22 protein-coding genes and 2 pseudogenes are annotated in these 17149 nt (G+C 70.3%); 12 read left to right on the top strand and 12 right to left on the bottom strand.

The genetic code is table 11. The annotated features are described in order from the left end of the window. Together BBK14_RS14470 and BBK14_RS40045 are read left to right on the top strand one after the other, a co-directional pair. On the top strand, positions 1-403 hold a 403-nt coding region (locus BBK14_RS14470; protein WP_241831479.1), incomplete at its 5' end, for an IS66 family transposase. 101 nt (positions 404-504) lie between these two features. Next, positions 505-717, top strand: a complete 213-nt coding sequence (locus BBK14_RS40045) for an ABC transporter permease (protein WP_071062825.1) — start codon at positions 505-507, stop codon at positions 715-717. A 160-nt stretch (positions 718-877) separates the two neighbouring features. Here BBK14_RS40045 and BBK14_RS14460 read toward each other — a convergent pair whose 3' ends face one another. Then, positions 878-1288: an ATP-binding protein gene (locus tag BBK14_RS14460; RefSeq protein ID WP_275078484.1), complete on the bottom strand. Its 411-nt coding sequence runs from the start codon at positions 1286-1288 to the stop codon at positions 878-880. Here BBK14_RS14460 and BBK14_RS35275 point away from each other — a divergent pair. Continuing rightward, positions 1287-2289 (top strand): annotated as a pseudogene (locus BBK14_RS35275) (IS5 family transposase). The gene BBK14_RS14460 and the pseudogene BBK14_RS35275 overlap by 2 nt on opposite strands. Before the next feature lie 157 nt (positions 2290-2446). Here BBK14_RS35275 and BBK14_RS40040 read toward each other — a convergent pair. Beyond that, positions 2447-2953 carry a PP2C family protein-serine/threonine phosphatase gene (locus BBK14_RS40040; RefSeq protein WP_241831478.1) on the bottom strand — a complete coding sequence of 169 codons (507 nt, stop codon included), beginning with the start codon at positions 2951-2953 and terminating at the stop codon, positions 2447-2449. Between the two features lie 45 nt (positions 2954-2998). Between BBK14_RS40040 and BBK14_RS40035 the strand changes: the two are divergent. Both BBK14_RS40035 and BBK14_RS14445 read left to right on the top strand, forming a co-directional pair. Next, a pseudogene (locus BBK14_RS40035) lies at positions 2999-3208 on the top strand (hypothetical protein); the annotation flags it as partial. A 66-nt stretch (positions 3209-3274) separates the two neighbouring features. Then, positions 3275-3772 (top strand): YibE/F family protein, encoded by a 498-nt coding sequence (locus BBK14_RS14445; RefSeq protein ID WP_241831477.1) that lies wholly within the window; start codon positions 3275-3277, stop codon positions 3770-3772. A gap of 35 nt (positions 3773-3807) precedes the next feature. Here BBK14_RS14445 and BBK14_RS14440 read toward each other — a convergent pair whose 3' ends face one another. Further along, entirely contained in the window at positions 3808-4260 is a 453-nt protein-coding gene (locus BBK14_RS14440; protein WP_071062814.1) for a Fur family transcriptional regulator, read from the bottom strand. Positions 4261-4881: 621 nt separating this feature from the next. On the opposite strand from BBK14_RS14440, the gene BBK14_RS14435 reads away from it, so the two are divergent. Then, entirely contained in the window at positions 4882-5274 is a 393-nt protein-coding gene (locus BBK14_RS14435; protein ID WP_071062813.1) for an SCO5389 family protein, read from the top strand. A gap of 264 nt (positions 5275-5538) precedes the next feature. Here the strand turns inward: BBK14_RS14435 and BBK14_RS14430 are convergent, their stop codons facing one another. After that, positions 5539-6633, bottom strand: coding sequence for an LLM class flavin-dependent oxidoreductase (locus tag BBK14_RS14430; RefSeq protein ID WP_241831476.1), 1095 nt, complete (start codon positions 6631-6633; stop codon positions 5539-5541). Between the two features lie 332 nt (positions 6634-6965). Here BBK14_RS14430 and BBK14_RS14425 point away from each other — a divergent pair, with 332 nt between their 5' ends. The 4 genes from BBK14_RS14425 (at position 6966) to BBK14_RS14410 (ending at position 9842) form a co-directional block, all read left to right on the top strand. After that, positions 6966-8060: a GTP-binding protein gene (locus tag BBK14_RS14425; protein WP_071062811.1), complete on the top strand. Its 1095-nt coding sequence runs from the start codon at positions 6966-6968 to the stop codon at positions 8058-8060. Beyond that, a complete protein-coding gene (locus BBK14_RS14420; protein WP_071062809.1) occupies positions 8057-8308 on the top strand; it encodes a type B 50S ribosomal protein L31 in 252 nt (83 codons plus the stop codon). The genes BBK14_RS14425 and BBK14_RS14420 overlap by 4 nt, the downstream gene beginning before the upstream one ends. A gap of 1 nt (position 8309) precedes the next feature. After that, a complete protein-coding gene (rpmF, locus tag BBK14_RS14415; RefSeq protein ID WP_071062807.1) occupies positions 8310-8471 on the top strand; it encodes a 50S ribosomal protein L32 in 162 nt (53 codons plus the stop codon). 375 nt (positions 8472-8846) lie between these two features. After that, a complete protein-coding gene (locus BBK14_RS14410) occupies positions 8847-9842 on the top strand; it encodes an ATP-binding protein (protein ID WP_071062805.1) in 996 nt (331 codons plus the stop codon). Positions 9843-9947: 105 nt separating this feature from the next. On the opposite strand, the gene BBK14_RS14405 is transcribed toward BBK14_RS14410, so the two are convergent. The 5 genes from BBK14_RS14405 to rpmB form a co-directional block, all read right to left on the bottom strand. Further along, entirely contained in the window at positions 9948-10403 is a 456-nt protein-coding gene (locus tag BBK14_RS14405; RefSeq protein WP_476739394.1) for a class I SAM-dependent methyltransferase, read from the bottom strand. 219 nt (positions 10404-10622) lie between these two features. Continuing rightward, complete coding sequence (gene rpsR / locus BBK14_RS14400; protein WP_071062803.1) at positions 10623-10868, bottom strand: 30S ribosomal protein S18; 246 nt, start codon at positions 10866-10868, stop codon at positions 10623-10625. A 54-nt stretch (positions 10869-10922) separates the two neighbouring features. Continuing rightward, positions 10923-11228, bottom strand: coding sequence for a 30S ribosomal protein S14 (gene rpsN / locus BBK14_RS14395; RefSeq protein WP_071062801.1), 306 nt, complete (start codon positions 11226-11228; stop codon positions 10923-10925). 52 nt (positions 11229-11280) lie between these two features. Further along, complete coding sequence (gene rpmG, locus BBK14_RS14390; protein ID WP_071062799.1) at positions 11281-11445, bottom strand: 50S ribosomal protein L33; 165 nt, start codon at positions 11443-11445, stop codon at positions 11281-11283. After that, positions 11445-11681, bottom strand: a complete 237-nt coding sequence (gene rpmB, locus BBK14_RS14385; protein WP_071062797.1) for a 50S ribosomal protein L28 — start codon at positions 11679-11681, stop codon at positions 11445-11447. Before rpmB ends, rpmG begins: the two co-directional genes overlap by 1 nt. 408 nt (positions 11682-12089) lie before the next feature. On the opposite strand from rpmB, the gene BBK14_RS14380 reads away from it, so the two are divergent. Both BBK14_RS14380 and BBK14_RS14375 read left to right on the top strand, forming a co-directional pair. Then, the gene (locus BBK14_RS14380; RefSeq protein ID WP_198541282.1) at positions 12090-12968 is read left to right on the top strand and encodes a class I SAM-dependent methyltransferase; all 879 of its coding nucleotides are present in this window, start codon (positions 12090-12092) and stop codon (positions 12966-12968) included. Further along, complete coding sequence (locus tag BBK14_RS14375) at positions 12965-14116, top strand: GTP-binding protein (protein ID WP_071062795.1); 1152 nt, start codon at positions 12965-12967, stop codon at positions 14114-14116. The genes BBK14_RS14380 and BBK14_RS14375 overlap by 4 nt, the downstream gene beginning before the upstream one ends. 147 nt (positions 14117-14263) lie before the next feature. On the opposite strand, the gene BBK14_RS14370 is transcribed toward BBK14_RS14375, so the two are convergent. The 3 genes from BBK14_RS14370 to BBK14_RS14360 form a co-directional block, all read right to left on the bottom strand. After that, positions 14264-15340, bottom strand: a complete 1077-nt coding sequence (locus BBK14_RS14370; protein ID WP_198541281.1) for a methyltransferase — start codon at positions 15338-15340, stop codon at positions 14264-14266. Between the two features lie 181 nt (positions 15341-15521). Then, positions 15522-16151 carry an isochorismatase family protein gene (locus BBK14_RS14365; RefSeq protein ID WP_071062793.1) on the bottom strand — a complete coding sequence of 210 codons (630 nt, stop codon included), beginning with the start codon at positions 16149-16151 and terminating at the stop codon, positions 15522-15524. A 104-nt stretch (positions 16152-16255) separates the two neighbouring features. Next, positions 16256-17122 carry an SDR family oxidoreductase gene (locus BBK14_RS14360; protein WP_198541280.1) on the bottom strand — a complete coding sequence of 289 codons (867 nt, stop codon included), beginning with the start codon at positions 17120-17122 and terminating at the stop codon, positions 16256-16258. Between the last annotated feature and the right edge of the window lie 27 nt (positions 17123-17149).

Here is a 17149-nt window from a genome sequence, read left to right as displayed (position 1 = left end):
GCACCCGGCGGCGAAAAAGGTGCTGGCCACCCTCGACCGGGAATGGGACGGCCTGGTCCGCCACCGCGGCTTCCCCGACGTCGCGCTGGATAACAACACGGCGGAACGGGCGTTGCGGAACCCGGTGATCGGCCGGAAGAACTACTACGGCAGCCAGGACGAGTGGGCCGCGCACCTGGCCGCCCGGGTCTGGACGATCACCGCCACCGCCGAACGCAACGGCCGCGAACCCCTCGCCCACCTCACCGACTACCTCACCGACTACCTCACCGCCTGCGCCGACGCCGGGGGCAAACCACCCGATGGCACGGCGTTGGAACAGTTCTTCGTCTGGCTACCCGCGCCCGGGGACACCGCCGACAGCCCCGACGGCGCCGATCCGCCCGACCAGCACGCGGCCTGACCCCGCCTCGCCGACACCCAACCGACCAGCAACGCCGGCCGGGACCTCGACGTGCGATCCCACGGCATCACCGAACATACATTTACCCTCAGCCAGCTTTGGTGGAGCTATCCGCGCGGTGTCTGGTCACCGTGCCCGGCATGTTCGTCGGCGCCCTGCTCGGCGGCGCCAGCGCCGCCGACGCCGCCCGCTTCCAGCTCGTGATCCTCATTGCCCTGCTGGCTGCCGAGACGTACGCCGCGGTGATCCTCATCTGGCTGCTCGGCTCACCGGCTCAGATACCGATCATCGAGTCGCGGGCGGGGCGCCGGTGACGCCAGACGATGACAGATCGCCAACGATCGTGGAGACGGGTGGCACGGCCCAGTCGTTGCGCTGCACGGCGCTGGCCGGCGAGGCCGACATCCTCGCCGCGTCACCACCATCCGCGACGAGGAGTTCTCCCGCGGTAGGTGGTCTCGGTCGGCTGGCTGGTTACCCGGATCCTGGAGATCCGCGCCGGCCATGTGAGTCCGACTCGGGATCCGGCCCGCTGTCCATGCCGGGGCCGCGGGGCGACAGTTCCAGGTCGAACCACACCCGCTTGCCACCTGGGGTGGTCTCCACCCCCCACCCCTGCGACAGTGCCTCGACCAGCAATAGCCCCCAGCCGGACTCGGCTTCCTCACCCGGGGACGAACCGTGGCGCGGCAGGGTGCTGCCATCCCGGTCCTCCACGCTGATCCGCAGCCGAGCGTCCTCCACGGATGCCCGCTGCACCAGATCGCTGCGGGCGTGCCGCACGGCGTTCGTGACCACCTCGCTGACTAGGGCGCGTGTCGAGTTGTGATCTGTCTGCGGGATTCGCCCTCGTGGTGGGGTCTGATCCGGTAGATCGTCCTGCATGACACGGATGCAACTGACGGACGAGGAGTGGGTGTTCATCGAGCCTTACCTGCCGATCGGCGGGTTCGGCCCGTACCCGGCGCGGCTGCGGGCGCAGTTCGAGGGCGTGCTCTGGCGGTTCCGGACGGGTGGGCAGTGGCGGGAGATGCCGGCGGAGTTCGGTGCCTGGCCGACGGTCCACAACCGGTTCCGGCAGTGGCGGGACGCCGGTGTCTTCGAAGCCCTGCTGGAGGGCATGGTAGCCGAGGCCGCGAAGCGGGGTGAGGTGGATCTGTCCCTGGTCAGTGTGGACTCCACCACCGCCCGGGCCCACCACGACGCTGCCGGGATGCACCTGGGCCACGACGTCATCACCGCCTTGGAGAGGGCCGCTGTCGAGGAGGAGAAGGCCCGGGAAAAGGGGGCGACTCGGAGGGACAAGACGGGCAGAACGCCGGATGCGACCCCGAGCGGGAGAGCGACGACGTATCCGGCGCCGGCACGGCCTGCGGCTGAAAGCTGCTCTGCTGGGACGGTCGAGGGGCGGGCAGACCAGCAAGGTCCACCTCGCCGCCGACCGCAAGTGCCGCCCGCTGGCGTTCGTCCTGACCGCGGGGCAGGCCGCGGACAGCCCGCAGTTCATCCCCGTGCTGGCGAAAGTACGGGTCCCCGGGCCCGTCGGCCGTCCCCGCACCCGACCCGACGCGGTCGCCGGGGACAAGGCGTACTCGTCCCGCGGCAACCGCGCCTACCTGCGGAAACGCGGTATCAAGGTGGTCATCCCGGAGAAGAAGGACCAGGCCGCCAACCGGAAGAAGAAGGGCAGCGGGGGCGGCCGGCCCGTCCGCCACGACGCCGACCTCTACAAGGAGCGGAACACCGTCGAGCGTCTGATCAACAAGCTGAAGGCCTGGCGAGGCATCGCCACCCGCTATGACAAGACCCCGGGCAGCTACCTCGCCGGTCTCCACCTCCGCGCCTCGATGATCTGGATCAAGGAGCTCACGCAAACCACCCCTTGATCACAACCAAATACGCGCCCTAGCAGCGTCGTATCCTGCGCCGCATCGAGTCCGTGTTCGTCCAGCAGGGCCCGGACCGCTGTCCGGGCCTGGCCTGCCGACGCGGCGACCGGCGGCAGCGCAAGCTCGAGCAGCGGCGGGGACACTGGCCGGGTCGTCAGCACCAGCAGGGCGGTGTCATCGTCGGTCCAGGCCGAAAGGTCCGCGGCCAGCAGGCACAGTTCCAGCAGCATGCGCGCGGACCCTTCGGACCACCGGTCGTCTCCCGGTGCCACCGTGTCCGGTCCCGACCAGCTCCGCGTCGAAAAGCCGCGACGTGACCGACGCCGGTGGTCCGTGCCGCGCCGGTCGGGGGTGGCACGCGGCGGCGGCGCAGCTGTTCACGCAGGTTGCGGCGCATCTGGTCGAGGCCATCGGCGAGGGCACGGCGACGCTCGACGAGGCCGTCGGTGAACAATACGATCCCCGACCCGGCGGGGAGGTTGATCGTGGTCTCCGAGAACCCGTGGCCGCCGATACCCACCCCGAGCGGCAGGCCGGGGTCGAGCACCAGGTAGTCCGGGTCCTCGTCGGGCAGCACCAGCAGCGGGGGGAGGTGCCCGGCGTTGGCGATGGTGATCCGGGCGCTGTGCGGGTCGTAGACGGCGTAGATGCAGGTCGTCATCTGCAGACCGGGCAGCGTGTCGACCAGCGCCAGGGTCGGGTTGGGAACAAAGCGCGCGAGCAAGACCTGCTCCACCGTGCGCGCGCCGAGGACGTGCTGCACTGGCAGCACCACCAGCGTCCGATCTCGGCGAACACGCTGCGGAAACGGCTCCATATCGGTGCTCCTACCGCTCGCGGACTCGTCGCGCAGCTACGCAGCGACACTCACACCCAGATCGAAGGCGCCAGGAATCAACCGCCCGGCGTCAGTTAAAACCCGCCCTGCTCTGTCTCGCCCACGGCGTGTCGGTCCGCGCGAACGCCGCGCTGCTGGGCACCCATGGCCAGCATGGCCCTCGCCGGCTCCTTCGACGCCGTGGCGATCGATCTCGCCCGCATCACCGGCCTCGGTTCGGAGGAGGATGTGATGCTCAAGGCGTTTGCCGGGCAGCTGCGTCTGCCCGGCCTCGTGCTCGACAATGTCATCATCGGCTCACTCGGTCTGATCAACGACATGACGATCACCCAGGCCGCCGCGGTCTGGGAGGTCTCCGACGCGGACACGCGTGACTCGTTGCGGCGTCTGTACCGCTCCGGGATGCGCGTGGGCCGCGATCACATCGCCTCCAGCGTCTACACCTTCGTCCTCGCCTACGCCGGCGCGGCCTTCCCGACCCTGCTCCTGTTCACCCTCGCCGACCGCGGCAGCGGCGACCTGGCCGCCACCGATCTCGTCGGCAAGGAACATTGTTATCCTTGCAGGGGGTGTACGACTTCGCGGCGCTCGCGACTGCCGTGGCCGTGGTGCCGGCTGCGGATAGCTGGCCACGGGACATAGCCGGCGGCATGACGGTCCAACGTCTGGAAGCTGCTCTACGGTTCGCGCCGAAAGTCCGAGCAGGCGCGACACATGCCGGAGATTTCGACTGTGTGGGTCACCTCGGTGAACCCTTCCGCTGCCGCGACGCGAGCCGCCCAGACCTCGACGTCGGGGCTGCTGATCTCGACCGCCAGTCCGCAGACGCGGCAGACGAGGTGGTGGTGGTGTTCCTCACTCACGCAGCGCCGGTACAGCGTCTCGCCGTCAGGATTCCTCAGCACGTCGACCTCGCCGCGGTCGGCGAGTACCTGGAGATGCCGGTAGACGGTCGTGAGGCCGGTCGAGTCTCCTGCCGCTCGCAGCACCGCGTGCAGTTCCTGCGCGGTAGTGAACGTCTCTGTTGCGCCGAGGGCCGCCGAGATGGCCGCACCCTGCCTTGTAGACCGCGAAGTCGTGCCGAGGCGGCGGACGTCGTTCCCCGTTGGGGAGGAATCCGCTCTGGTCATGTGATCGGCCTCCTCCTGGTCGGCGCCGGGCTGGTTCCCGGCGCTCGCGCTGGTCGCCGCCCGGTACTACGCAACCATCGATTGTGCCATCACTGGTCTGGATCAGAAGTGGCTGATCTCCGTGGCTRCCATGGGGCCCGGCGCTCGCAGGCCGCCAGCCCGAAGACGGCACGACCGAGAGAGAGTGAAATGATCACGGAAGTCCTGCTGAGGGAGATCGCCTCAGATCGGTGCACGCCTACCTCCCTGCGGGCACAGGCATTCTGAGCCATGCCGAGAACCCGGCGAGAGTGGCCTTGCCGCCCGCTGGCCGACGACGCGAACGTCGGGGAAGCGGTTATGGGACCGCAGCTCGTTTTGGAGGTCCGCCCACCACCTCCCTGGGCCGACGGCGGAGGTCATGGTCAAGTCCGGCCGTCGGTGGCGAGCCCCTCCTGCACCTCGTCCGCCGCCCCCACGGCGACAGCTCCGACATGTGAGATGCGGCGGTCGATATCGGATCGCGAGGCTCGGACATTTGGGGCGGCCAGCACTCGATCGCTAACAGGGTTATTGACATGGGTTGCCCGTCCGGAGACCGTCTCGATGGTCGTGATCCTTCATCGCCCTGGGAGGCCGTTCGTGTCCCTGACTGTTCCCGCTGAGATGGTCACCGCCGCCGCGCAGGGCAGACTGGACGACGACGAGTTCCTCGCCTGCGTGCGGGAGTCGCTGCCCTACGCCTACGATCTCGTCGAGCGCCTTGCCGCCGAGCTGCCCGCCAGCGATCGGGACTTCGCCGACAACCTCGTGCCGCCGCCGGACGAGCAGGCCCGTGGGCAGCTTCTGCGGGCGCTGTCGAGCAACGCCATCCGTGGGGCGCTGGAGCGCCGCTTCGGTGTCGTGCTGGCGTTCCAGAACTGCCATCGTCTTGCGGCGTTTCGTCCCGAGACGGTCGATGGCGCCCAGTACCACCGTTTCGTGTCGATCGAGGGTCAGATCCTCAACCAGCAGCCGGAACTCGTCGACTGCTGAGCGGGTGGCGGGGGCCGGCTGACGCTGCGGCCGCCCGCGGACGTGCCCACCATGCGCGGCCAGCACACGGCGCTGGTCTCCTGTGTGAGGTTGGGTGTACGTGGGGCGACGACATGGTCGTGATCCGTGCCACCCACGACGATTGTCGGTCAGCGACCTGTGTTGTGATCATCGGTGAGGCCTGCGCGTTCGCGGGTGACGACCGCGGCTGACACGTGCCTGCCGGCCCCGGTGAGTGGGGTTGCCGAGGTAGGTCGGGATCTGTCAGTGGGCGGAGGACTGCGAGGAAGCCGCCCGGCTCGGCCCGCCGGCTGCTCTGGCCTTGCGGCTGCCGGTGATTGACGGGAGGACCTCGGCGCCGATCCTGGTGATGTTGTCGAGGGTGCCGTGCCTGGTGCCGGCACCTTCCACCATGAGCAGCAGACGATGCACGCCGGTGCGTTCGATGGTCTCGGTGAGGCGTCTCGCGCACTGCTCAGGGGTCCCGACGGGATGGATGCGGAGCAGCTGCTCGACGTAGGTGTGGGGGTCGCGTCGTGGCCAGTGGTCTGCATCAAGCCGGACGTAGTCCGCGGTGCCGCGGCCGAGCCAGCCGGGCATCGCGGCGCGGAGCGTGCCGGCCGCCTCGGCCCGGCTGTCGGCGACCTGGGCCAGGACCGTCGCGGTGTGGGGAACGGACCGCGGGTCGTGCCCGCTGCGGGTGGCGACCTCGGCGTAGCGGGCGAGCAGGCGTGCCTTGCCGGCGTCGTCCTCGTGGATGCCCAGCAGCAGCGGCAGGCCGCGTTCGGCGGCGAGTTCGACGGTGGCGGTCGAGGTCGCGGCGACCCAGACGGGTGGGCGGGGGCTGGTGCGCGGACGAGGCACGACCGGTGTCTCGCGGAAGGCGAAGAACTCGCCGTCCGCGGTGACCTTTTCCTCGCCGAGCCACCGCAGGAGCAGGTCGAGCGCTTCGGGGAAGCCTCGTTCGTAACGCGGTAGCCCGGTGCCGAACACTTCAAGTTCCAGCCACGGTCCACCGCGGGCGACCCCGAGCCGGAACCGTCCTTCGGAGAGATGGTCGAGTAGCGCGGTCTCCTCACCCAGTGCGACGGGATGACGCGAGGACAGCACGCAGGCCGCGGTGCCGACCTCGATCCGGGTGGTGCTCCCGAGCAGGTGGGCGGCGAAGGTGAGTGCGGATGGGCAGACGCCGTAGGAGATGAAGTGGTGTTCGGCGATCCAGACACCGTCGAAACCGGCGTCTTCCGCTGCGGCGGCGTAGGCCATCGACGCGGAGAGCGTATCCGCGTGGGACATGCCGGGGAATTGCCCCGCGACGAGAAACGCGCCGACCGCGACGGGGGAACCAGCCTGCTTCACGATCTACCTCGTCTGGCTGTTGACGACTCTCGTCCTGCCTGGGCGACGCGGCCTGTCCGTGCTGACCGTGGATGATGCTCGTCCTCGCGCTCGGTGGGCCGTCATCGTGCCCGTGGCGGGCGGTGTCGTTCCCCGGAGCGGTACATACCCGACACCGCCCCGGGCTGATGGCGGCCCTCCGGAGGCACAGGCGTATGACCGGGTCATCCGGGAGGAGGCTGGGACGGGTCAGGCCACCCGGGGGTGCCTCCCACCGGCATGCCGGTCGTGGGTGTGGCGGCCCACTGGCCACCCTTCTCTGTAGTGGAAATCGTTTTCGATAAGCTGTGTGCATGCTGACAGAGGTCATCCTGGTCGCCGGTCTGGTTGATCATGACGTCGGGGAGGAGATCTGGCGCTCCTGGCCGGGCTCGGTGCTGGTCCGCTACGACCTGCGCGACCTTGTCCAGGGTGTGGTGCGTCGCTGGGTCGACAGCGAACTGACCGCACTGGAGCTGGCCCACGGCTGCGTGTCCTGCACGCTCGGCTTCGACCTGGTGCCGCTGCTGGAGCGCCTGGGCGGTCGGGTCGTCGTCCACCTGGATCCCCGGCTGGAACCCGAGGCCATCTGCTTTGCCCTGTGTGAAACCGACGTGCGGGTGGAGGCCGTGGTCACCGTGGTGGACCGGGCCACCTGGCTCGCCGACGCGACCGGAGAGGACCTCCTCGCCGAGCGTGACCGGAGCGCCACCGAGGACGACGACCGGACCGTGGCCCAGATCGCCGTCGGGCCGGTCGAGTTCGCCGACTGTCTGGTGCTGACCGGCGCGCGAGCCGACCTGGTGCTCGACGCCGTGCTGGACCGCCTCAACCCCCGCGCCGCGCGTCACGACCGTCGGGGGCTGGACGCGGCCGCCCTGCTGGGGGCCATCCCGCCCGACGCGCGGCGCGGCCGCTTCGATGACGGCTTCGGCACCCTGCTGAACGGGCGGCCGTCGCGGGAACCGTCGCACGGCGTGGCGGTCGTCCACTTCGCCGCCCACCGCCCGATGCGCCTGTACGACGCCCTGGATGTGCTGCTCGACGGCGTCGTGCGTACCCGTGGCCGGTTGTGGGTCGTCAGCCAGCCGGACCGGGCACTGTGGCTGGAATCGGCGGGCGGCGGGCTGACCATCGGCAGCCTCGGGTCGTGGCTCGCCGCCGTGGACGACTGGTCGCAGGTCCCGCCGGCCTGCCACCCGGCGGGCGCGACGGGTCAGGACCGCCGCCCCGGCGAACCCGCGCAGGAGGTGGTCGTGATCACCGTGACCACCTCGCCCGAGGAGATCACCAGAGCCCTGCGCGGGGCGTTGGTGACCGACGAGGAGCTCGCGCTGGCCGACGAACTGGAGTTCGTCGACCCGTTCGCCGAGTCGCACGACGAGATGGATGAGATGGAGGAGCTGTGAAAAAGGATATCCACCCCGACTACCACCCGGTCGTCTTCCAGGACCGGTCGACCGGAAAGGCGTTTCTGACCCGGTCCACGGCCGTGTCGGAACGCACGATCGACTGGGAGGACGGCAACGTTTACCCGCTTATCACGGTAGACATCACTGCCGACTCGCACCCGTTCTGGACGGGTGACCAGCGGGTGATCGACACCGCGGGCCGCGTCGAGAAGTTCAACCGCCGCTACGGAAAGAGGATCAGCTGACATGGCCGTCCCCAAGCGCAGGACCTCCCGCAGCAACACCCGGCACCGCCGCGCCCAGTGGAAGGCCGTGGCGCCCGACCTGGTGCCGGTGACCACCCCCGACGGCCGCACGCTCCGGGTGCCCCGTCGACTCGTCGCCGCCTACAAGCGCGGGCTGCTGTGACCACAGGACGGATCTGACGCCCATCCCGGTCGTGCCTGTCGCGTGAGCAAGTCCCTCTTGGGGCGCGCTGGGCTGGCGGCGTGTCGGGTCGGCCAGCGGGCTGGCCGCCCGGCCGCGTGCCGGGAAGCCCGCTTCGGCCCACGGCAGCGAAGTTGGCCCAGCAGGTGACTGGCTGTGGCCTTCTCCCTCCGGGCTGGCCTGGTGTGGCTGCAGGGCACCTATCGTCGGGCGCGCGTTCGACTCCTGCCGGGGTGGGGCGCATCGTCCCGGCCGGCACGCCGACTTGGCGCGGCCTGTCGGCCTAAATGAAAACGGGTATCGTTGCGGCGCTGCTGAAGAGCGCAGCAAGGTCGCCATGGTCAAGGAGTGCCGCGCGTGAAGATCGCTTTTGTAGGCAAGGGTGGCAGTGGGAAGACCACGTTGTCTGCCCTGTTCTGTCGGCATCTGGCTGCGGCCGGGCATTCGGTGCTGGCGATCGACGGGGACATCAACCAGCACCTGGGTGCCGCGCTGGGGCTGGCCGATGACGTGGTGCCGCCACCGATGGGTGAACATCTCGCCGAGATCAAGGACTATCTACGGGGCGACAATCCCCGTATACCGTCGGCGGAGGTGATGGTGAAGACGAGCCCGCCGGGGGCGGGTTCGCGGCTGCTCGGTATGGGGGATCCGCTCTGGTCGCGGTTCGGGGTGGATGTGGGGGGTGTGCGCCTGCTCGCCACGGGGGCGTTCGCCGAGGAGGATCTCGGGGTGGCGTGTTTCCATTCCAAGCTGGGTGCCGTGGAGCTGTTGCTCAACCATCTGCAGGATGGCCCGGGTGAGTATGTGGTGGTGGATATGACGGCGGGGGCTGACGCGTTCGCGTCGGGGTTGTTCACGCGTTTTGACCGGACGTTCCTGGTGTGTGAGCCGACGCGGAAGGCGGTGGCGGTGCACCGTCAGTACCAGGGGTACTCGGCGGAGTTCGAGGTGGCTTTGTCGGTGGTGGGGAACAAGGTGACCGACGCCGGGGATGTGGAGTTTCTGTGCCGCGAGGTCGGTGGGGATCTGTTGGCCTGCGTGGGCCAGTCGGCTCCGGTGCGGGCGATGGAGCAGGGGCGTGCGTTCGCCATCGACGATCTTGACTCGTCGGATCGGGCGGTGCTGGACCAGATGAAGGCAGTGGTGGACGCGACGGTGCGGGATCCGGATCGTTTCCTCGCGCAGATGCATGAGATGCATCTGCGCAACGCGGCGGCGTGGGCGAACACCGCGGTGGGGGCGGATCTGGCCGGCCAGATCGATCCCGACTTCCGCTTCGGCGCCGACCTGGTCCCAGCCGCACGCCACGGCTTGGGCGTGGCCGCCGGTGCGCGGGGGGGCGCGGRCTGATCTCCGGGGGCCGCCCCCGGCTGCCCTTCAGCGGTCAGGACCCACGTCGCGATCGCACCCCGCCGCTGACTGCGTATTGCGCCAGATACCGGTGTCGGCGCGGATTCAGGTGCGGCGGAGGACGATGACGTTGTCCGCGACGGTCGCCGTCGTGTGTCCGTCCGGGCCGGTGGCGGTGCGGTGGATCCGCTCGCAGCGCACGGTGAACCACTCGGCCGGGTCCAGGCCGAGGTCGTCGAGGGTCTGGCGGGGAGTCGGGATGTCCGCGGGGTCGAGCTGCTTCCAGGACCAGGGCGCCGGCGAGGCGTGGTCGATGAGGAGGAAGCAGCCGCCCGGCGCGACCTGGGCGGCGGCCTGGCGCAGGACACCATTGCGGTTGATCGTGACCGGGCTGTGGAAGTAGCAGGCGTAGACCAGATCGAATGGCCCGGTCGGTCGGGTCCGGGTCAAATCATGTCGCTGCGCGTCGATCCGCCCGTCCAGGCCCCGGTCGGCGGCGGCCGCCACGACTCGGCTGACCACCGTGGCGGAGACGTCCGTGGCGGTGGCCCGCCAGCCCAGCGACGCCAGCCACAGACGTCACCTCCGTGGCCGCAGCCCAGGTCCCAGGCGTGCCCAGGGGTGAACCGAGCTTCTCCACAGCGGCGGCGAGCGTGGCGTTGGGGCGCCTCGCCGGCCCTGGGTCTTAGATTCCCTGGTAGTGGGGCTGCCAGAACTGTTCGCTGGGGGAGGCGTCGTCCATGGCCGTATGGCGGCCTTCGCCGCCGTCCGGCACCGGGCTCATCGTGGCCGGGTGGAGTAGGGGAGCAGGGCCATCTCGCGCGCGTTCTTGATCGCGCGAGCGATCTCCCGGTGCTGCTTGGGGGTGAGTCCCGTGACGCGGCGAGAGCGGATCTTCCCGCGGTCGGAAATGAACATGCGCAGCAGCGCGGTGTCCTTGTAGTCGACATAGGTGATGCCGCGCTCGATCAGGATGTCGGGCTTCTTGCGCGGGTTTTTCACCGGGCGCCGTTGTCGGTTCGTCATCTCGCCGTCTCGTCGGATGCGGCTGGCTGGCGTGCTGCCAGCCGGCGTGCTGTGCTACCAGCTGGCCTTGCGGATACCGGGGAGCTCCCCGGCGTGCGCCATCTGCCGGAACCGGATCCTGGACAGGCCGAAGTCCCGCAGGTGGCCGCGTGGCCTGCCATCGACCTGGTCGCGGTTACGCAGCCGGGTCGCGCTGGCGTCGCGGGGCTGGCGGCGCAGTTCCGCGACGGCCGCGTCCCGCTCGGCCTGCGGCGTGGAGGGCCTGCGGATGATCTCCTTGAGTTCGGCTCGCCGTTCGGCGTGGCGGGCGACGATCACTCGCCGTCGCTGGTCGGCCGCGATCTTGCTTGCCTTGGCCACTGTGATCCTCTGCTGGTCGGGTCGGGGGTCCGGTCGCGTCCGGGTGGTGCTTCTACCGCTCCTCGCGGAACAGCACGTGGCGGCGGACCCGGGGGTCGTACTTCATGAGCTGGAGTCGATCCGGGTCGTTGCGGCGGTTCTTGGTCGTGATGTAGGTGAAGCCGGTCCCCGCGGTCGACCGGAGCTTGACCTTCTGGCGGGCTTCGTTGCGGGCCATCAGACCTTCACTCCCTGGGCGCGCAACCGGCGCACGATTGCCTCAATGCCGAGCTTGTCCACTGTCTTGATGCCCTTCGCGGACAGCGTCAGGGTCACCCGCCGGTTCTCGCTCGGCAGCCAGTAGGTCTTCTTCTGGATGTTGGGATTCCAGCGGCGCCGGGTGCGGACATGCGAGTGGCTCACCCGCATGCCGAACCCGGGCTTGCGTCCCGTCACCTGGCAGTGCGCCGACACAGACGTTCTCCTGGTCTGCGGAGGGTCGGGGGCCGGTAGGGCCGGCGCTCGAACGGGCCTGTCGCACGCAGCGCGCGCAGCAGTGCCGCCAGCTCGCTCCGGCTGATCTGGTGTTGCCCGACAGGTCTCCTGCGGCCGTTCATCGACCCGCCCGCTGCTGGTAGTGGTTGAGGTGAATCATCCGTAATGAAAATCGTTTTCATCATGCCTGAGGGGTGGTCCCGATGTCCACTGGCGGTGGGTCGATCCCGCGTGTCGGTCGCGGCGACCTGTCGGGTCGGGCTGGGTGCGGGTTCGGGCTGACTCCAGGGTGGAGTGACGCGCCGTGGCCTCCGGGGGCCCTCGGGTGCGGGATCGGCGTCGGCCGTTATCGTAATGAAAATCGTTGCCATCAGTGAAGGAGGGGTCGTGGCGCGGCGCACGGACGAAGGGTCGGCCGACTCCGATCGGACGGGTACGGACGCTTCCGGCGGCGTCGCCCTCGGGCCCGTCGCCGAGACGCTGCTCATTCCGCTGTATGGCCGGGCGGAGATCGTTCGGCGCGGCGAACGCCTGGTGGCCGACCCGCGGGCGGTCGAGCTCGTGGAGGCGATTGACTACGACTTCGCCCGTTTCGACGGGCTGCCCAGCCTGGTCGGTGCCGCCTGGCGGACCGCGGTGTTCGACCACTGGGTCGAGGCGTGGCTTGACCGCCACCCCGCCGGGACGGTCGTCGAGATCGGTGTCGGTCTCAACACCCGCTACGAGCGGATCGCGGCCGGCCGGGGCCGGTGGATCGAGCTGGACCTGCCGGACGCGATGGCGTTGCGGCGGCGGTACTTCGCCGATGACGAGCGCCGCCGGTCCGTCGCCGCGTCGGTGCTCGACGACGACTGGCTCGACCTGGCGGCGGACACCAGGCCGGGGCCGTGGCTGTTCGTCGCGGAGGCGGTGCTGGGGTTCCTCGACGCCGACGAGGTGCACGGTGTCCTCGACCGGATCGCGCGCCGGCTGCCTGGCAGCACGGTGGCCTTCGACAGCTGGGGCGCGTGGATGCGTGAGAACCAGGAGGAGCACGACGCGCTGAGCAGGGTGACCGCCCGGGTGCGGTGGTTCTGCGACAACCCCGCGGACCTCGCCGGCCCGGTCCACGGGTTCGACCTGGTGGAGTCGGTGCGGCTGACCGAGGCCCCGCTGGCCGTGCTGGAACGCCTGCCCGCGGACGTCGCTGCGGGCCTGTCCACGCTGCGCACGGAGCCGCAGGTGCTCTCTTACCGGCTGAACCTGGCGACGGTCGGTGCCGCGTGAGCACCGATCCGCGGGTCCCGGTCACCGTCCTGTCCGGCTTCCTCGGGGCGGGCAAGACGACACTGCTCAACCACGTGCTCGCCAACCGTGAGGGGCGCCGGGTCGCGGTGGTGGTCAACGACATGAGCGAGGTCAACATCGATGCCTCGCTGGTCTCCGGCCGGGGCGGGGAGCGCCTGGTCGAACTGACCAACGGCTGCATCTGCTGCACCCTGCGCGAGGACCTGCTCGAAAGCGTGGGCTCGCTGGCCCGCGAAGGCCGCTTCGACACCATCCTCATCGAGTCGACCGGGATCTCCGAGCCGATGCCGGTCGCGGCGACATTCGACTGGACGTTCGAGGACGGCAGCAGCCTCTCCGACCACGCCCGCCTCGACACCATGGTCACCGTGGTCGACGCCTCGAACTTCCTGGCCGAGCTCGAGCGCGGCGACTACCTCGTCGAACGCTCCCTCGAGGCTGAAGAGGACGACGAACGCGGCATCTCGGACCTGCTGATCGACCAGGTCGAGTTCGCCGACGTGCTGGTACTCGGCAAGACGGACCTGGCCACCTCCGACCAGGCCGCCACCGTCGAAGGGCTGCTACGCAAGCTCAATCCGAACGCCCGGCTCGTCCGCGCCGGCCACGGAGTGATCGACCTGGCGGAGGTCCTCGACACCGGGCGCTACGACCCGGTCACTGCGGCCAGCTCACCAGGCTGGGCCGAGGAACTGGCCGGCAACCACACCCCCGAGACCGAGGAGTACGGCATCCGCTCGGTCACCTACCGCGCCGACCGTCCCTTCCATCCCGTCYGCCTGGCCACCGCCCTCAGCGACTGGGATGGTGTGCTGCGCAGCAAGGGCTTCTGTCACATCGCCAGCCGCCCACACACCCTGGCCGTCTGGTCCCAGGCCGGGCCGAACATGACCATCGAACCCGGCGAACTGCTCACCGGCCACACCGCCGCCCAGGAGCTGGTCTTCATCGGCGTCGGCCTGGACCTCGACGAACCGCGCCGACGGCTCGACCCGGCCCTGCTCACCGACGCTGAACTCGCCGCGGGCCCCTACGCCTGGCGACGGTTCGACGACCCGCTACCAGCCTGGGACGACCCGGAACCCCACCACCACCACCACGAACACGACACCCCGGCTCCCCGATAGCCCTTCCTGCGAAGCGGCTCCACTGCCCACGGGCGACGTCTGCGAGGAACGCCGGGCATCTGCTGACCGGCGTCCTCGTCCGGGACCTCGGGGGCCGACCTCGTCGCCCGCGTTCCGCGGAACGCGGCTGGCTCGCGTGGGCGGCGGCTATGCCGGGACGCACTCGATGATGACGTAGCGCTCTACCTGGTGGTGGATCTTGTCGACGCGGAGACCGGCGTCGGTGGCGAGGGCCGCGTAGTCGTCGAGGGTGCGCTCACGACCGCCCGCGAGGACGAGCATGCGCAGGTCCATCTCCGCGAATCCGGCGGGGTCGTGCTCGGGGGCGGATTCGATGACCAGCACCCGGCCGGCTGCGCCCGCCGCCTCCGCGCAGCGGCGCAGGATCGCGCTCGCGGCGGCGTCGTCCCAGTCATGGATGACGCGGGTGAGCAGGTAGACGTCCCGGCCAGCGGGCAGCGGGTCGAAGAAGCTCTGGCCGATGACCTCGCATCGGCTGTCCAGGCCGAGTCCGGCCAGGTGCTCCCGGGCGCGCGCCGCGGTCTTCGGCAGGTCGGCCAGCGTGCCGCGCAGATGTGGGTTGTGGCGCAGCACCTCGGCGATCAGCGTGCCGCTCCCACCGCCGATGTCGGCCACGTGCGAGACCGTCGACCAGTCGAAGCCCGTCGCCACGGCGGTGTTGCCAGCCTCGATCGCCATGACCGCGTCGAAGGAGGCGCTGATCGCGGGATTGGCGTCGAGGTAGGGCCAGAACGGCTGGCCGAAGACCTGCTCCCAGGCCGGTTCGCCGGTGCGCACGGTGTGCAGGAGGCCGGTGAACGCCAGATCCATCTGGCCACCGAAGCCTGTCAGGTCCAGCCAGGCGGCCCCTAGTGCACCGGTGCGCAGCAGCGCGGCGGCGGGGTTGGCCGCGAACCTTCCCGGGCCTGGCTCAGTGAAGATCCCGTGCTGGGTCAGGTGGCGCAGCACGCGGGCCAGCGCGTTCGGGTCGGCTTCGACGCTTTCGGCCAGGACATCCAGGTCGGTACCGTCGGCGGCGCCGTCATCCGGCGTGAAGTCCGCGAGCCGCAGCGTCGCGGCGACCCGAAGCGCCATCGGGGTCACCAGGTCCATGAGCGGCGCCAGTACCTTCCACGCCGCGATCGCCTGGTCCGGGTCCGGGTCCGGGTCCGCCTGGTCTGGCCGGTCCTCGCCGGTCGCTGGCATCTGGTTCTCCGAGGTCATCAGCGTCCTTCCCAACGTCGTTGTCGCACGGGTCGGCCGGGATCCGGCGCTTCTCCGCGGCGTGGCTCGCCCGGATGTGTTCGTTCGGAGCTACCTCGCCGTGGTCGGCCGATTCGTGCGGGGCATCGGCCTCGTTCGCTGACTCGCCTGGGCGGCTTCGGTCAGGGGGTGGACAAGCTTTTCAGGACCAGCTGGTCAGGATCTGCGTGGCGGTCAGCACGGCGGCGCACTGGCCTGCGGCGAGCCTGAGCGCGCCCAGATGCTGTTCTGGGCTGAACGCGGCGACCGCGTCGGCCACGAGGAACGGGGCGACGTCGGACATGAAGGCGTCGCATGCCGTCGCGTAGACGCCGATGTGCGCGTAGACGCCGCAGATCACCAGCTGGTCACGTCCGGCCGCCGCGAGCCGGTGCAGCAGGTCGGTCCGGTGAAACGCGCTGTAGCGGTGCTTCACGACGGTGCCCTCGTCGGCGGACGGGGCCAGCGGGGCGACGAGGCGCCCGCCGTCGCCGGCCATGCCGGCGCCCCAGAAGTCCCAGAGCAGGCCGCGCTCGGCCCGGTCGGCGGCGGGCCGAGCCACGCTCCAGAACACCGGGATCCCGGCGGCGCGGGCCGCGTGGCACAGGGAGGCCGTGTTCGCGATCAGCTCCCGTCTCGGTGAGGCCGTCTCCGGGTATGGCGCCAGGTAGTGAGCCTGCATGTCGTGGACGAGGAGCGCGGCCCTGGCCGGCGTGCAGCGCCAGTCGACCCGGCTCGGCGGCAGCTGGTCCGGTGACGGCATCGGATAGTCCGGCACGGGCGGAAGGGCCATGTGACTGTCCTCCTCGGTGCGGGGAGCTCGCTTGCTGGACAAGCGCGCGATCTTGATGGCATGGCGGGCGGGGACGGGAGTGGACTGAGGCCTGTGGTGTCTCCTCAGCCGCGCAGCGCGGCACCACCGTCGACGTAGAGGCTGTGCCCGGTGATGTGCCGGGCACGGTCGGACAGCAGGAACACGACGGCCTCGGCGACGTCGGCGGGCCGCGCGGCCCGGCCGAGCGGGATCGCGTTGCGGAACCGCTCCGGKGTCGCGCCGGCCGCCCGCGTGAGCCCGTCCGGACCTGGCCAGGCGGCCCGCGCCAGCGGGGTGTCCGTCACGCCGGGGCAGACCACGTTGCAGCGCACCCCGGCGGGGGCGAGTTCCAGTGCGAGACAGCGGGTGAGATGTGCGGCCGCGGCCTTCGCGGCGGCGTACGCCGCCATCCCGCTGCGCGGGACGCCGGCCGCGTCCGAGGCGACGGTGACGATGCTCCCGCGCCGTCGTGACGCCAGCCGGGCGCCGACCGACTGGCTGACCAGGAACACCCCGGTGGCGTTCACCTCCAGCATCGCCCGCCAGTCCGCGACTGTGGTCGCCGCGACGTCGGCGACGCGCACCGCCCCGGCGCAGTTGACGAGAGCGCCGATCGGGCCCACTTCGGCCTCCACGCTGTCGACGAGCGCGGTCACCGACGCCTCGTCGGTGACGTCGACCGCTCGGGCGAGGACTGCCGGCCCCTGGCCGGTGAGCCGCCGTGCCAGCCGTGCCGCGGCCGGCTCGTCGCGGTCGGCCGCGACCACCCGGGCACCCTCGCGCGCCGCCAGCTCGACGACGGCACCGCCGATCCCGCCGGCCGCGCCGACGACCAGAGTGATAAGACCGGGCAGATCTCCGTCCCGCACGCGGGTACCCTCCATCGCCTCGTCCGGGGTCCGGATTCCGCCATGAGTTCCGTCGTGATCCGCGGGAGCTGATGCGGTCACCGTTCGTGTCCTCGTTTCGAGCTTGGG

The organism is Parafrankia soli (genome assembly GCF_001854695.1).
Taxonomy (GTDB): domain Bacteria; phylum Actinomycetota; class Actinomycetes; order Frankiales; family Frankiaceae; genus Parafrankia; species Parafrankia soli.
This window is presented reverse-complemented; position numbering and strand designations above follow the sequence as displayed.